14 protein-coding genes are annotated in these 14,078 nt (G+C 35.1%); 6 read left to right on the plus strand and 8 right to left on the minus strand.

The annotated features are described in order from the left end of the window. Positions 1 to 20 precede the first annotated feature (20 nt). A complete protein-coding gene (locus ACTYBU_RS07915; RefSeq protein WP_445488650.1) occupies positions 21 to 545 on the minus strand; it encodes a hypothetical protein in 525 nt (174 codons plus the stop codon). A 958-nt stretch (positions 546 to 1,503) separates the two neighbouring features. On the opposite strand from ACTYBU_RS07915, the gene ACTYBU_RS07920 reads away from it, so the two are divergent. Then, on the plus strand, positions 1,504 to 1,812 hold the full coding sequence (locus tag ACTYBU_RS07920; RefSeq protein ID WP_445488652.1) for a hypothetical protein: 309 nt from the start codon (positions 1,504 to 1,506) through the stop codon (positions 1,810 to 1,812). 146 nt (positions 1,813 to 1,958) lie between these two features. On the opposite strand, the gene ACTYBU_RS07925 is transcribed toward ACTYBU_RS07920, so the two are convergent. The 4 genes from ACTYBU_RS07925 to ACTYBU_RS07940 all read right to left on the minus strand — a co-directional run bounded on the left by ACTYBU_RS07925 (position 1,959) and on the right by ACTYBU_RS07940 (position 5,900). Beyond that, positions 1,959 to 2,735 (minus strand): ABC transporter ATP-binding protein, encoded by a 777-nt coding sequence (locus ACTYBU_RS07925; RefSeq protein WP_445488653.1) that lies wholly within the window; start codon positions 2,733 to 2,735, stop codon positions 1,959 to 1,961. A gap of 207 nt (positions 2,736 to 2,942) precedes the next feature. Further along, complete coding sequence (locus ACTYBU_RS07930) at positions 2,943 to 3,209, minus strand: phosphocarrier protein HPr (protein ID WP_445488655.1); 267 nt, start codon at positions 3,207 to 3,209, stop codon at positions 2,943 to 2,945. A 185-nt stretch (positions 3,210 to 3,394) separates the two neighbouring features. After that, positions 3,395 to 4,126: a gamma-glutamyl-gamma-aminobutyrate hydrolase family protein gene (locus ACTYBU_RS07935; protein WP_445488657.1), complete on the minus strand. Its 732-nt coding sequence runs from the start codon at positions 4,124 to 4,126 to the stop codon at positions 3,395 to 3,397. Positions 4,127 to 4,340: 214 nt separating this feature from the next. Further along, the gene (locus tag ACTYBU_RS07940; protein ID WP_445488658.1) at positions 4,341 to 5,900 is read right to left on the minus strand and encodes a bifunctional metallophosphatase/5'-nucleotidase; all 1,560 of its coding nucleotides are present in this window, start codon (positions 5,898 to 5,900) and stop codon (positions 4,341 to 4,343) included. A 333-nt stretch (positions 5,901 to 6,233) separates the two neighbouring features. On the opposite strand from ACTYBU_RS07940, the gene ACTYBU_RS07945 reads away from it, so the two are divergent. The 5 genes from ACTYBU_RS07945 (at position 6,234) to ACTYBU_RS07965 (ending at position 11,095) form a co-directional block, all read left to right on the plus strand. Continuing rightward, complete coding sequence (locus tag ACTYBU_RS07945; protein ID WP_445488659.1) at positions 6,234 to 7,160, plus strand: phosphate/phosphite/phosphonate ABC transporter substrate-binding protein; 927 nt, start codon at positions 6,234 to 6,236, stop codon at positions 7,158 to 7,160. A gap of 281 nt (positions 7,161 to 7,441) precedes the next feature. Continuing rightward, a complete protein-coding gene (phnC, locus tag ACTYBU_RS07950; RefSeq protein WP_445488661.1) occupies positions 7,442 to 8,212 on the plus strand; it encodes a phosphonate ABC transporter ATP-binding protein in 771 nt (256 codons plus the stop codon). Continuing rightward, complete coding sequence (gene phnE, locus ACTYBU_RS07955) at positions 8,209 to 9,012, plus strand: phosphonate ABC transporter, permease protein PhnE (RefSeq protein ID WP_445488662.1); 804 nt, start codon at positions 8,209 to 8,211, stop codon at positions 9,010 to 9,012. The genes phnC and phnE (ACTYBU_RS07955) overlap by 4 nt, the downstream gene beginning before the upstream one ends. Further along, positions 9,009 to 9,812, plus strand: coding sequence for a phosphonate ABC transporter, permease protein PhnE (gene phnE, locus ACTYBU_RS07960; protein ID WP_445488664.1), 804 nt, complete (start codon positions 9,009 to 9,011; stop codon positions 9,810 to 9,812). The genes phnE (ACTYBU_RS07955) and phnE (ACTYBU_RS07960) overlap by 4 nt, the downstream gene beginning before the upstream one ends. A 320-nt stretch (positions 9,813 to 10,132) precedes the next feature. Continuing rightward, on the plus strand, positions 10,133 to 11,095 hold the full coding sequence (locus ACTYBU_RS07965) for a D-2-hydroxyacid dehydrogenase (RefSeq protein WP_445488666.1): 963 nt from the start codon (positions 10,133 to 10,135) through the stop codon (positions 11,093 to 11,095). A 73-nt stretch (positions 11,096 to 11,168) separates the two neighbouring features. Here ACTYBU_RS07965 and ACTYBU_RS07970 read toward each other — a convergent pair whose 3' ends face one another. From ACTYBU_RS07970 to ACTYBU_RS07980, 3 genes are all read right to left on the minus strand, one after another. Beyond that, entirely contained in the window at positions 11,169 to 12,020 is an 852-nt protein-coding gene (locus ACTYBU_RS07970; RefSeq protein ID WP_445488668.1) for a metal ABC transporter permease, read from the minus strand. After that, positions 11,966 to 12,673 (minus strand): metal ABC transporter ATP-binding protein, encoded by a 708-nt coding sequence (locus tag ACTYBU_RS07975; protein ID WP_445488669.1) that lies wholly within the window; start codon positions 12,671 to 12,673, stop codon positions 11,966 to 11,968. The genes ACTYBU_RS07970 and ACTYBU_RS07975 overlap by 55 nt, the downstream gene beginning before the upstream one ends. Positions 12,674 to 12,839: 166 nt before the next feature. Then, positions 12,840 to 13,802, minus strand: coding sequence for a metal ABC transporter substrate-binding protein (locus tag ACTYBU_RS07980; RefSeq protein ID WP_445488671.1), 963 nt, complete (start codon positions 13,800 to 13,802; stop codon positions 12,840 to 12,842). Positions 13,803 to 14,078 lie beyond the last annotated feature (276 nt).

The raw sequence follows: 14,078 nt of genomic DNA on the forward strand, positions 1-14,078 counted from the left end.
TTCTATTTCCTCCTTGTCTCTTATAAATCCGCTTGTTCAATGACATACGCTATATTGTTTTTCACTTCAATTACAACAATGGTACTGCTTCCATTAATTTCTTCGTTATAAAAACCAGTGGCGGTTTTCACTATATGTCCGCTGTAACTCTCAATCATAATTTCACCATAGCCATCTTTCGGGATGGAGGTAAGTACCTTTCCTACTCTTCCTTTTAAAGAATCATCATTATATACTAACGATTCCTCTGCATTTGATAAAGGAATAAATACAAAAAAATGCAAACATGCTGCAACTAGAAAAGCTCCTATTGAAGAAATAATAAAGATGAATACGCTGTTCATTATTGTATATTTCTCAAGCAAATAACCACTTGCAGATAAAATCGTTAAAAATGCCAAGATTAACGTTGGGTTAAAGAAACCAATATCTGCACTAAAAACATCCGCTATTAATAACGTTAAAAAAATGCATATTCCCGATACAATTAAGATAATTAAATAAATGGAACTAATAGAAGCGCCAAATAACTCCATAAACATCATTCTCTTTCCATAAATTGATTTTTAATATGACAGCTCCTTCAAATTAATATGTTGTATTCAGTGTGTAGAAAAATTTTTAAAATATAAAAAAACACAGGCTAATAAAAAACGTTTAAATTTCGAGGAGTAAAAAACCTTGAGAGGAGCTAAAAGGTTTATGACTGGATAATGAGCATCTGAGTAAGGCTATCAAACTAGAAAAGTAAACAATTATTGAAAACCTGGTAATTTTCCTTATCACTCCTCCTTTTGTACCATTGTTATCTTTAATACGTAAGAAGGGGAAAAATGTTTCATTTTTCCAAAAAATTTATTCTTTCAAAAAAACTCTGTTAGTTGCATTTATTTTTTAAGGCTGTTTTTTATCATCTTTTGAATAGCAGTTTCATATTTTACTAATATGGGAATTTTATTACTAATAACTTTTATCCATAATGACAGTTCTTTTAATTAAGCTACCCTGAAAAAAGGGTTCCGCAGCCTGTATACACTTCGCTTTCCGTGGGGCGAGCGATGAGCCTCCTCGGAGCATGATCCTGTGGGGTCTCACCTGTCTCGCTAATCCCACAGGAGTCTTCGTGTATTCAGGCCGCTCCCTGCTTCAACTACAACAATAAACTTAAAAAAACTGCTTCTTTTCATGTGACAGGGTGCTAATTTTATTAGCTTAAAGGTCTTTGTTAAACGATCGTGTTGTTTTTTGGAAGGGAATTTGCGTGACTCTTGCTTAAATAACGGGCTGGCAAGACCTCAGCTCAGACGGGTACGAGCAAGGTGGCTTGCCGGTTCGTCCGCGGAAAGCGAGTAGATTCCATGACCATTCAGAAACTAACAATTAAATTTAACAGAGACTTTACATAAAGTAAAACTCCAACAGTAAAGGTAATATTACCCTTTAAATACTGGCTAAGCCAGTCTATTTTCGCTAAGTAACTAGCACGATTTTTTGGAGGAGACTATGAAACGTTCAGATAAATATGAACATAAAAAAAAATCATACGGTGCAAAATTTTATGTATTATTAACATTATTAGCAGCAGCTGTTTTTTTAACTGTACACCTAATAATAGGACATTATTTCAACCAAACCACAGCCGCTAAAGAAGATTTAGGAGCGAAAGTAGTTATTACACTCCCAAATGGAAAAAAAGTGTATACGTATGAAAATTTACTAGTAGAAGAAGACGGAAAATTACTTTATAAAGGCGAAAGAAATACAATAGATCTAACAGGAGGAGTGGTAGTATATGAAGATTGGAAAGAGTAGCAAGAAAAGTGAAGGCGCAACGTTCAATTGTGAATAAAAATGCACAAGAGATTCTTCTTATGAAATCATTTGTGCATTCTTTCTTCTTATAGAATTAATTATTTACACTATAGCATTTAATCTATTACATGTTCTTCTTTTTCCAGTTAAGAACGTGTCAGCAATGGTCGTCCATTGTTCCATATAACCTTCACTGGCAATTCGAAAAATTGCGATAAATTTTCACTGGACATCATATCTGTTGTTTTTCCTTTAGCAAAAACAGTTCCTTTTTTCAATAATAACGAATGACTGAATATTGGCAGCACTTCTTCTAAATGATGGGTTACATAAATAATCGTTGGTGCATTTTTACTGTTTGCCATCTGATCAATTGATTCTAATAACTGCTCTCTTGCAAGAAAATCAAGCCCTGTTGCAGGCTCATCCAAGATAATTAATTCTGGGTCAAGCATTAATGCCCTTGCAATTAATACCCTTTGCTTCTCCCCTTGTGATAAACTGCTATAAGCACGGTCAGCATACTTAAAACACCCTAACTGTTTTAATAAATCAATCGCTTTTTCCCTAATTTCATCTGTTGGTGTCTCATATAAGCCGATTGATGCAAAAGCACCACTTAGAATAATTTCAAAGGCACTGTCCGATGCATATAAATTTTGCTGTAGCCTATTAGACACTAAGCCTATTTTTCTTCGTAATGCTCCACCTAATTCTGCTTTTCCGAAAACCTTCCCCAATACTTCAACATTACCAACAGTTGGATGATAATAAGCACAAAGCATATTTAGCAGCGCGGTCTTTCCAGCTCCATTTAATCCATATAAAACCCAATGTTCTCCTTTTTTAATTTCCCAATTAATATTCTGCAAAATCCAGTTACCGCTTCTTTTTAATCCTACTCCTTCAGCTTGTACAATCATCAGTAGTCCTCCAATTTTCTTAGCTCATATGAACACAGCTTATTAGTCTCTATTGTGATAAAGTTGTGTATATCTATTTTTAATATATTTAATATATGTATATGGGTTTATTGATTATTCTAAAAATTATTCTTTAAAGCGTTTCTCCACTGTCTATAAAATAAGGAAGACCCTCTTTTTTAGAGAGGGTCTCTTTATGGATAAAACTTAACCTACTAATCCTTCGTTTTTCAATGCGCTTTCTAAACCTGCAACTGCATCTGCTTCGTCTTCCCCAGTTGCAGAAATAGTAATTTCTCCACCTTGTGGAACACCTAATGACATAACACCCATTATGGATTTTAAGTTAACAGATTTGCCTTTATATGCAATTTGCATATCAGATTTAAATTTGCTAGCTGTGCTAACCAATAAAGTAGCTGGTCTAGCATGTATTCCTGTCTCATCAATAATAGTAAAAGTTTTTTCGCTCATTCTAAAATACCTCCGAGTAAAATATGTGTTACTGTTCTATTTTAGCTGATTTTCCTTAGTAATACTAATTTTTTTTCTTTTTTAATACTCTCTAGTATTCATCGCTTATTATTTTGAACGATGAAATATAGTTAGTTTACTTTCCTGATTATGTATAATAATTGTCATGCTTATATACTGCGTTTCTATTGAACAAACTGTTTTTTAGCGCTTTTTACAAATTCTGCAAATAATCGATTCATTTTTTCATCTGTTGCAGCCATTGATTCCGGATGCCATTGAATTCCAAGGAAGAAGTTTTGATAGTTCTTATGCTCTACTGCTTCGATTATGCCATCCGCACTTTGTGCAACCACAGCTAAATCATCCGCCACACGGTCAATTGCCTGATGATGCAGACTATTTACACGAACTGCAGCTTCACCAACAATATTCGCAAGTCTGCTGTTCTGCTCTACTGTTACCCAATGTGTATCCCAGCTTCGATCAACTGTTTGACTATGCTTAATGCTATCTTTCACAACACTTGGGATATCTTGAATCAGGGTGCCTCCAAGTGCAACATTTACTAGTTGAATTCCACGGCAAATAGCGAATATAGGAAGATTTCTCTTCATTGCAGCTTTTACTATATTCAGCTCTACTTTATCTCGCAATGGAATAGTTGCACCTAATTTTTGATGGGGATCTTGATTATACATAGATGGATCCACATCTTCACCGCCGCTTAATAAAATAGCATCACATTGTTCCACCATTTCTTCTGCCAGTTCTTCCTGAACAAAAGGCAAAATAATAGGAAGACCACCATTTTTAGCAATTGTTTTATGATAGTCATGGTGGGTATAGACACCCTCCATAAATTTATTATGAAATACATACGCGCTCGTTATCCCAATTACAGGTCTTTTTGTCACCATGTTTCATCCTTTCTAAAATTAACTAATTCATAATAATTGGATGGAATTGCTTTAGCCTTCTACAAACTGAAAACATAGAACTTCCTTTATTATCTTAATTTTTTTAATATTAAGACTAAAGCACTAATATGTCAATCTTTTTCCTATAAAAAATATTATCCTGCCTGTCGGCAAACTGTCGATAAAGCAATGTGCTTGAAACCTACTTTTTCTACCAAATGACCTTCCAATTATGATCACATGTTGCAGCCACTGTTTTTCTTTCCATTATATAATTCGCAATAAGCTCTGCCATATCAAATTGAACTTCACGTACCACCGGCTTATTTTGAAACATTAAATAGTTTCCGCCGCCGCCTGCACGATAATTATTCATGACTACTTCATATACCTTATTCTCTTCTAATGGCTTTCCTTCAAATAGAAGCTTTACAACCCTTTTTCCTATTGGCTTTGAAATATCTAGTATATACTCAATCCCTTCCCACATATCATAATTATAATGCTGTGGTTTTGGATACATAAACGATGGATTTACAGAAGGTTCTCCTTGTTCATTTAATGTAAAGTATTTTGCTGTCTGCTCTAAAGCAGCTTTTATATCTTCTGCTTTTAATGCAAGAACCTTTAACGTATTAGGATAAATATAGTTTGAAACAATATCCCTCATCGTTACGTTCGATTTAAAACCCGGGGATTCATTATTAAATAAAGCTGTATTTGCTATCTTTACATTTGCAGCTTCCATTTGCACTTTATTAATAAATTCAATTAAGCTGCTGTCTTCTAAACGAATAGCAAATGGGTCGTCTACTATCATATCCCCATCAATGAATCCAATCGGTGTATCCAGCCATTTTTGCGTACTATTTTCATATTCCATTGCAATTTCGATTATTTCTTTCTTTTCTTCAGCAACTGCAACCGATAATAATTCAGACGATTTCTCCAAAACTTCCCCTTTTTCATTCAGGATAAGGGTTACCTTCCCAACCATTTGGCCATTATTGCTGGCCTGAATAATCTCCGTTCCAAATAAAGATCCAGTTAAAGAACGATGTTGATGTCCTGTTAATAACACATCTAAATCATCTATTTCTCTGCAAATACTGTATCCTTGATTTTCACCAGTCAATACTTCAGTTGGTTCACCTGTTTGTATGTCCCGTTCAAACCCTCCATGATAAGAAATTATCACAATATCCGGCTTTTCTTCTTCTTTTATTTTTGCTACCCATTCCTTAGCACTTGATAGTGCATCCTTAAAACGCAAGCCTTCTATATGGTTTGGGTTTTCCCAATTAGGAATATAATGTGTTGTTATTCCTACAATAGCCAGTTTAAAGGCTCCAATTTTTTTTATTATGTATGGTTTTCCAAGAAAAGGTTCATCTGTTCGGCTATCTACTATGTTTGCACACAACCATGGAAACTTAGATTCAAAAACAGCATTTTTAAGAACATTTAAACCATAATTAAATTCATGGTTGCCAACAACCGCTGCATCGTATTGCAGCATGTTTAGACATTTTATCATCGGATTTTTTTTCTCAGCTAAAAAATTAACATAATGGTAAGTTAATGGTGTGCCTTGAATTAAGTCTCCATTATCAATCATGATTACATGTTTATTTTTTTTTCTTTCCTGCTCCATAAGAGCTGCCACTTTTGCTAATCCTACATGTGCTTGCTCATTATTCCCATAGTTTATTGGATATATATTCCCATGGACATCACTAGTTAACAAAATGATTATTTTTGTATTTACCAAGATAGCACCTCTCCTCAGAATAGTGATTCTCACTTTTCCAACTCTTTTATTATTATAGTAGAAGAATTTATATTTTCCCCTTTTTTCCCAACTATTCAATAAAGCAAATAATTTCTAATAAATATATTACAATATATGTTTATATCAGACAATCATCTATTGATAATACAACATTCCAACAAATAGGTTAAATATACCAAATTTGAAACTTCCGTAAATTTCAAATTCACAAAAAAAAAATAATTTTTTCACACAAATTTTTTGCCACTTTCCGACAATTTTATGATATATTTTTACATGTAATTAAATATAACATCACTTGGGGGTTGGAAAATGTTAAAAAAACTAGCAGCATTCGGTATTACTTTGTCATTGGCAGTTGGCTTGCTTAGTGGTTGTGGGTCTTCAAAAGATGAAAAAGACTCAAAAGCAGATGCATATGTGCCTAAAGAATTAACGGTTCAATTTGTACCTTCTTCCAATGCGGGAACGTTAGAAGCAAAAGCAAAGCCATTAGAAGGCTTATTATCGAAAGAGTTAGGCATTCCTGTAAAAGTAAGTGTTTCTACTAACTATAACACTATCATTGAAGCGATGGCTTCTAAAAAAGTGGATGTTGGCTTCCTGCCTCCAACTGCCTATGTTTTAGCAAAACAGAAAAACGCTGCTGACGTCATTCTTCAAGCACAGCGTAAAGGAATTAACGATGATGGAACGCAAAAAGATCAATTAGTAGATTTCTATAATAGTATTTTCATTGTAAAAAAAGATTCTAATATTAACAGCATTGCAGATCTTAAAGGCAAAAAGATCGCATTCCAGGATGTCACATCTTCCGCTGGATATGTATGGCCTGCTGCTAAATTAATAGAAAATCATATCGATCCACAAAAAGATGTACAAGGTGTTAATATTAAAGGACATGACCAAGCAGTTATCTCCCTATTAAATGGGGATGTGGATGCTGCAGTTGTATTCCAAGACGCACGTAATATTGTAAAAGCTGACTACCCAAAAGTATTTGATGATACGAAAGTAATTGCAAAAACGGAAGCAATTCCGAATGATACGATTTCTGTTCGCTCCGATATGGACAAAGACTGGCAAAAGAAACTGCAAGATGCGTTCATTAAAATTGGCCAAAGCGATGAAGGACATAAAATCATCAGTGAAATCTATACACATGAAGGATATGTTGTATCAGACGACAGCAAATTTGATATCGTTCGTGAGTATTCTAAAAAGGTAAAGACTGAGTAGTATACTAGTTTGGCGGAGACATACTGGCAAATCTTTCAGCATCGCTTTTAGTAATAGGCATTTACATAATTTTTAACACATCTTGCTACTGCTTAATTGCTTTTTTGAATCCACCTTTCTTCTCTCAACCATTCAGTCTTTCTCGTTTGAATGGTTGAGTTTTTTTTCTATGAAAGAATTGATGAAGAATAAATCAATTTTTTCGTAGAAAAAGAAAATTCCACATAACTATTTCTTTATTCTTATATCCTATGAAAATACAGCAGAAAGTTGGTTGTCAATTGATACAGTTTAAAAATGTAACTAAAATTTATCCGAATGGCACAAAAGGTTTAAATAACATAAACATAACCATTAATAAAGGGGAATTTATTGTTATTGTTGGACTTTCCGGAGCAGGAAAATCCACTTTCCTTCGTTCCATTAACCGTCTTCATGAAATATCAGAGGGTGAAATACTTATTGATGGACAATCTATTACAGCTGCCAAGGGCGCAGGCTTAAGAAAAATACGCCGTGATATTGGCATGATATTCCAAAGCTTTAATCTAGTAAAACGATCCTCTGTTATACGCAATGTATTGTCTGGACGTGTCGGTTATCATAATACACTGCGGACTATTTTAGGATTATTTCCAAAAGAAGATGTTCAATTATCGTTGCATGCATTAAAGCGTGTCAACATACTGGAAAAAGCCTATTCAAGAGCAGATGAATTATCTGGCGGACAACAGCAGCGTGTTTCCATTGCAAGGGCTTTAGCCCAAGAAGCACAAGTAATTTTAGCAGATGAACCAGTTGCATCACTAGATCCTCTTACAACAAAACAAGTAATGGATGACTTAAAACGTATCAATGAAGAAGACGGCATTACAACCGTTGTTAACTTGCACTTTATCGATTTAGCCAAGGAGTATGCGTCAAGAATTATTGGTCTTCGTGCGGGAGAGGTGGTATTTGACGGACCTGTAGAAGCAGCTACAGATGAAGTATTTGCTGAAATTTATGGACGGCCAATCAAAAAAGATGAACTATTGGGTGAACCAGTATGAACAAAAACGATAAGAAACACTCAATATTAATGGCACCGTCGCCTCCCGCAAAAACAAAACACATATGGACTGTGCTTCTAGTTGTTCTTTTATTATGGTGGAGTGCTTATAAAACAGACTCTTCCTTCAGTGATTTAACCCTTGGATTTCCAAATATGTTTGATTTGCTTGTACAAATGTGGCCACCAAACTGGGAATATTTCGAAAGAATATTGGAACCTATGTTAGAGACGATAAGAATGGCTGTTATCGGTACTACTTTAGGGGCAATTATTGCAGTACCACTTGCTCTTTTATGTGCAAATAATATCTTTCGTGTATCTTTTATTTATTATCCATTTCGTTTCATTCTTAATTTGATTCGCACCATACCAGATTTACTGCTAGCATCTATTTTTGTTGCTATTTTTGGTTTAGGAGCCTTGCCAGGCATGCTCGCCTTATCTGTATTTTCCATCGGTCTTATTGCAAAGTTATTATATGAGGCAATCGAGTCAATTGAGCCAGGACCTTTAGAAGCAATGACAGCAGTAGGTGCAAATAAAGTACAGTGGATATTTTTTGGAGTTATCCCACAAATAACCGCACATTTCACGAGCTATATTTTATATACTTTCGAAGTAAATATCCGAGCTGCTGCTATTCTTGGACTTGTCGGTGCCGGTGGGATTGGTGAATACTATGATAAAACGCTTGGTTTTCTTGAATATGATAAAACAGCATCTATCATTATCTTGACACTTCTTATTGTATTGATAATAGACTATATAAGCACAAAGTTACGGGAGAAATTATTATGAGCCATACAACAAGTACAGTAAAAAAGCCAAAGAAGAAATATATTTTTAGATCCATCATATTCTTGTTGTTGGCATTCATTTACGTTTGGGCATTTTCAGGATTTCCGTTAAATGGAATAAAAGATTCAGCTGGCCTAATATCCAAAGCCATATTTTCCGGTATTTTTCATCCGGATTGGGATTATGTTTATCTACCAGACGGAGAAGATTTGCTTCGTGGTCTATTAGATACGCTTGCCATTGCGATTTTAAGCACATTTATTTCTGCTCTCTTGTGCGTTCCATTTGCGTTTTGGGCAGCGAATAATATGAGTAAAGCAAAAACAATTTCAGGAACAGGAAAATTCATTTTGAGCTTTATTCGTACTTTTCCTGAAATTGTTATGGCGATTTTATTTATAAAAGCTGTCGGACCAGGATCTTTCGCAGGTGTCCTTGCACTTGGCCTTCACTCGATTGGCATGCTTGGAAAATTATTCTCAGAAGAAATCGAAAATCTTGATATGGGACCGACGGAAGCATTAATTTCTACTGGTGCGAATCGTTTTCAAATGTTATGGTTTGCCGTATTGCCGCAAGTTATGCCAGGATTCTTATCCTATACGTTGTATCGATTTGAAATTAATATTCGGGCTGCTGCTATTCTTGGAGTAATAGGTGCAGGAGGAATAGGTACTCCCCTTATTTTTGCATTAACATCCAGGGACTGGGATAGAGTTGGCATTATTTTATTGGGGATTATCGTGATGGTAACAGTGATTGATGCGATTTCCGGATTTTTAAGAAGAAAAATCGTCTAAGTGAACGGATATCTGTATTGTCTGCCAGTAATTTAGAGGCTCTCAGAATAAATTCAGCAAAACATAGGAAATAGAACGATATTGGACAGTGTGCAGCTATTTGTTATACAATAATTAGCTGTGCTGTCTTTTATATGGCTGTTGAGAATAGACAATATTCCCCACCTTTTCCTTCCTTTTTTGATTCCAGCATTTAAGTTTTAATTAAGATGTTGAACCTGCTTTTTTTCTTTTTTTAGGTCCCCCTTTTATTCGCTTCTTTATGTTATATTTTGATACAATATAATAGAAGGAAAATTCCGAAAATGAGGTGTTGATTAATGACAAACCGCAAGTTATTCATTACACATACTGTGAAGCCTGATCTTCTGGATCAAATAAAATCGGTTATTCCTGATTGGGAGATTCATGCTTCTACAGATCCAAATGATTGGGAAAAACATATGAGTGATGCAGAAATTATTATTGGATGGCAGAGTAAATGGAATAACGAAAAACTAATGGAAAATAGGAACGTGAAATGGATTCAAAGTTGGAGTGCTGGGGTTAATTCCTTGCCATTGGATGAATTAGCTGCTAAAGATATTAGGGTAACAAGTGCTAATGGAGTGCATAGTTTTCCGATTTCAGAAACTGTCTTTGCGCTTATGCTTAGTTTAACAAGAAATATTCATACATATGTCAAAAATCAGCAGCAAAAAATTTGGGATGACAAGGAATTAACGCTAGAAATACACGAAAAAACAATCGGTATTATTGGCGTTGGAGCAATTGGCCAAGAAACAGCAAAAATAGCAAAAGCATTTGGAATGAAAGTTATTGGGGTTCGCCATTCCGGTAAAGAAGCTGATTTTGTTGACGAAATGTATAAACAATCAGATCTCAATACTATTCTACCGCTATGTGACTATATTGTAGTAACATTGCCTCTTACCGAAGAAACCTATCATTTATTTCAAAAAGAACAGTTTAGCAGAATGAAAGATACAGCGTTTTTTATTAATATAGGCCGTGGAGAAATTGTAAAAGAAGAGGATTTAGCTGCTGCTTTAACAAATGGAGAAATATTAGGTGCGGGATTAGATGTATTTGAAACAGAGCCATTACAAAAGGAAAGCCCACTTTGGGAAATGGAAAATGTTATCATCACACCGCATACTTCCGGTTCAACCGCACATTACGGCAAACGCGTTGTGGAAGATATATTTATTCCTAATTTAAAATCCTACTTAAACGACGGCTCTCTTCCCAATAACCTTGTAAATTATAAAAAAGGTTATTAAGTAAAACGAAAAAACAATGTATTAATACAAAAAAATGCGCCCCCAAAAGCAAAAAACTTTTAGGGCGCACTAATTATCCTTCCATTCTTCGATACAGTTTCTGTTTTGCTGCTCTTCTAAAATGTATAAATAACTTCTGCACTATAAATCCTACTACTAAAATAAGGACCATTAACAAGGTGATGGTTGCCCCAGGAGGTGTTCCTAATTGATAAGAAGAAATTAATCCAATAAATATACTAAAAACAGCAACGCATATTGCTGCAATAAAAACCCATTTAAACCCCTTTACAAGCTTAATGGAGAAAGCAGCCGGCAAAACTAATAATGCGGAAACTAATAATACACCTATTGTAGGAATAATAACGGATATTGCAATACCTGTTAAAATACTAAAAGCTACCGACAATAGATTTGTATTGACACCACTGGTTGCCGCTGTATCTTCATCAAATGTCATTAAATACATCTGCCGTTTAAAAATGATAAAAAAAGCCAGAATAATTACGGTAACTATTGCTAATACAGTAACCTGTTGTTTCGTAATGGTAATAATACTGCCAAATAGGTATTGATCCACACTCGCAGTTATTCCACCTTTTGATATGCTCATAAGAAACAAGGCCAAAGATAGTCCAGCCGCCATCAGAATGGCAACCGACACTTCTGAATACGTGTTGTACGCTCTCCTCATCACTTCAATTCCTAGAGCTCCTACAATTACAATTACCATGCTGGAATAAGTAAGATTTTGGTGGAAAAAGAAACCGATTGCCACGCCGGCTAAAGAAATGTGAGACAAGGTATCCGCCATTAAAGCTTGTCTTCTTAACACTAAAAAGACACCAATAATCGGTGCAATAATAGCGATCATTCCGCCTGCCCAAAACGCTCTTTGCATGAATTCAAGGTCAAACATTTCCATCCACCTTTTTCTCCTTTCTCAATATGAATAATCTTATCCAAGTAATCCTCCACTTCATCTTGGTCATGTGTAACCATAACAACCGTACGATTATGCTGACTAACTTGATGCTTCATAAATTCATAAAAACCTTTTCTGCTTTCAGAGTCCATTCCTGTGGTCGGTTCATCTAATACTAATAAATCTGGTTCGGATGCCAATATTCTCGCAATAATAATCTTTTGTTTTTGTCCCCCAGATAAATCTCCCACTTTTTTATGGCGAAACTGCCACATATCGACCATTTCCAATGCCCGTTTTATAGCTTCATGATCCGTTTCTTTTAAACGATGAAACCATTTCTTTTTTTGATATCTTCCAGAACGAACGAGCTCTAACACAGTACTTGGAAACCCTACGTTAAAAGAAGAGATTTGCTGTGGAACATACCCGATGGTCAATTTTTTCCCGCTGCTGTTCGTTTTGCTTATTTGTATTTTGCCAGACCACGGTTTTAATAAACCTAATAAAAGCTTCAATAAAGTGGACTTTGATGCACCATTTGGGCCGGTAATTCCAACAAATTCTCCGCTTTCTAATTCAAAAGAAACATCGTCTAATGCAGGTATATGTTCATATCCGAATTTAATATTTTTTACTGTTGCTAGTTTCAATTTTTACACTCCTTTCCTTCTTCATTTATATGATCCTGTTTATATCATCCACCAATTAAGACTTTGTAAGCTTATTACGTGATAACAAAGCCTATAAGTATCATATTATGTAGAAAACGCGTGCGATCACCTATCTTCGCACACGCTTCCTTATTATATCACATCATTATTTAAACAGAGATATTTTCAGTTGAGCAAGATTTTCTTCCATGACAGAAATATAATCTTTGCCTTCTTTCTGATCTTTCGTACTTAAACCTTCTAATGGATTTAACACTTCTGTTTTAGCTCCTACTTCATTTGCCAACGTATCAGCAACTTTTGTTGATGCCAATTCTTCAAAATAGATCACTTTAATAGCATGCTCTTTTGCAAATTCCTTTAAATCTGCCAGCTTTGCTGCACTAGGTTCTTGTTCAGGTGAAAGACCGGCAATCGGAACTTGAATAAGGCCATATTGATTTGCTAAATACGAAAATGCAGTATGCTGCGTAATAAATTCGTTGCTTGTTTTATTTTGAAGTTCTGTTTTATATTTAGAATCTAAATCTTTGAGTTTTTGCAAAAATGACGTACTATTTTGATTATAATAATCCTTATTTTTCGGATCTTCCTTTATAATGGCTTTTGTAATAGTTTCCACTTCCTGTTGCGCAAGTACGGGACTTAGCCAAACATGTGGATCAACTTCATGTGAATGCTGCTCTTCAGACGCTTCGTGGTCTTCACCTTCATGTTGTTCTTCAGCCTCTTGTAATAATGTAATACCCTTACTTGCTTCCACAAAAGTAACATTTGCACCATTAAGTGTTCCTATTATTTCCGGCACCCATGTTTCCATTTCTGTACTATTATAAATAAATAAATCAGCTTTTTGGATATTGCCTACATCTTTTGGTGTAGGTTCCCAATCATGCGGTTCAATAGTAGATGGAATTAGCAGCGTAACATTTGCTTTTTCTCCTGCTATCTTTTTCGTAAATTCATACATTGGATAAAATGTTGTTACAATTTGAAGTTTATCTTTCTGACTTGTATTTTGCGAATCAGAATTCTCTTTATTATTACTGCAGCCTACTATTAAAATAAGTACTGAAAAGACAGCCAGTATTGTTTTTAATAGTTTCATCTTTTTTCCCCATTTCTATCATAATTATTTTCAAGCAATAAAGTGAACCTTCCATCAGTGGGGGTTTTGTTCATCCCCCACTGATGGTTAGTTGCGTTCCACAGGATGTGGATCACACAAACGTTGCCACAGGAAGTGGCGATCTTAGTTTGTGTACCTCCCTCGGATCTTTACGGGCGAGTTTCAACACCTAGCTTCCTCGATTTCTCAGCATCTTGAGGTGGGGGTCTTACTGCCTGTTAAGTGTGGGATAAAAGGTTCTCTAATCCCATGTTA

The organism is Niallia sp. 03133, assembly GCF_052663225.1.

Excerpts from the sequence above, each read along its gene's own strand:
- phnE (WP_445488664.1), top strand. The coding sequence starts at position 9,009 with ATGAGCCATACAACAAGTACAGTAAAAAAGCCAAAGAAGAAATATATT.
- ACTYBU_RS07920 (WP_445488652.1), top strand. The coding sequence starts at position 1,504 with ATGAAACGTTCAGATAAATATGAACATAAAAAAAAATCATACGGTGCA.
- ACTYBU_RS07945 (WP_445488659.1), top strand. The coding sequence starts at position 6,234 with ATGTTAAAAAAACTAGCAGCATTCGGTATTACTTTGTCATTGGCAGTT.
- phnE (WP_445488662.1), top strand. The coding sequence starts at position 8,209 with ATGAACAAAAACGATAAGAAACACTCAATATTAATGGCACCGTCGCCT.
- ACTYBU_RS07980 (WP_445488671.1), bottom strand. The coding sequence starts at position 13,802 with ATGAAACTATTAAAAACAATACTGGCTGTCTTTTCAGTACTTATTTTA.
- ACTYBU_RS07925 (WP_445488653.1), bottom strand. The coding sequence starts at position 2,735 with ATGATTGTACAAGCTGAAGGAGTAGGATTAAAAAGAAGCGGTAACTGG.
- ACTYBU_RS07915 (WP_445488650.1), bottom strand. The coding sequence starts at position 545 with ATGATGTTTATGGAGTTATTTGGCGCTTCTATTAGTTCCATTTATTTA.
- ACTYBU_RS07970 (WP_445488668.1), bottom strand. The coding sequence starts at position 12,020 with ATGGAAATGTTTGACCTTGAATTCATGCAAAGAGCGTTTTGGGCAGGC.
- ACTYBU_RS07965 (WP_445488666.1), top strand. The coding sequence starts at position 10,133 with ATGACAAACCGCAAGTTATTCATTACACATACTGTGAAGCCTGATCTT.
- ACTYBU_RS07930 (WP_445488655.1), bottom strand. The coding sequence starts at position 3,209 with ATGAGCGAAAAAACTTTTACTATTATTGATGAGACAGGAATACATGCT.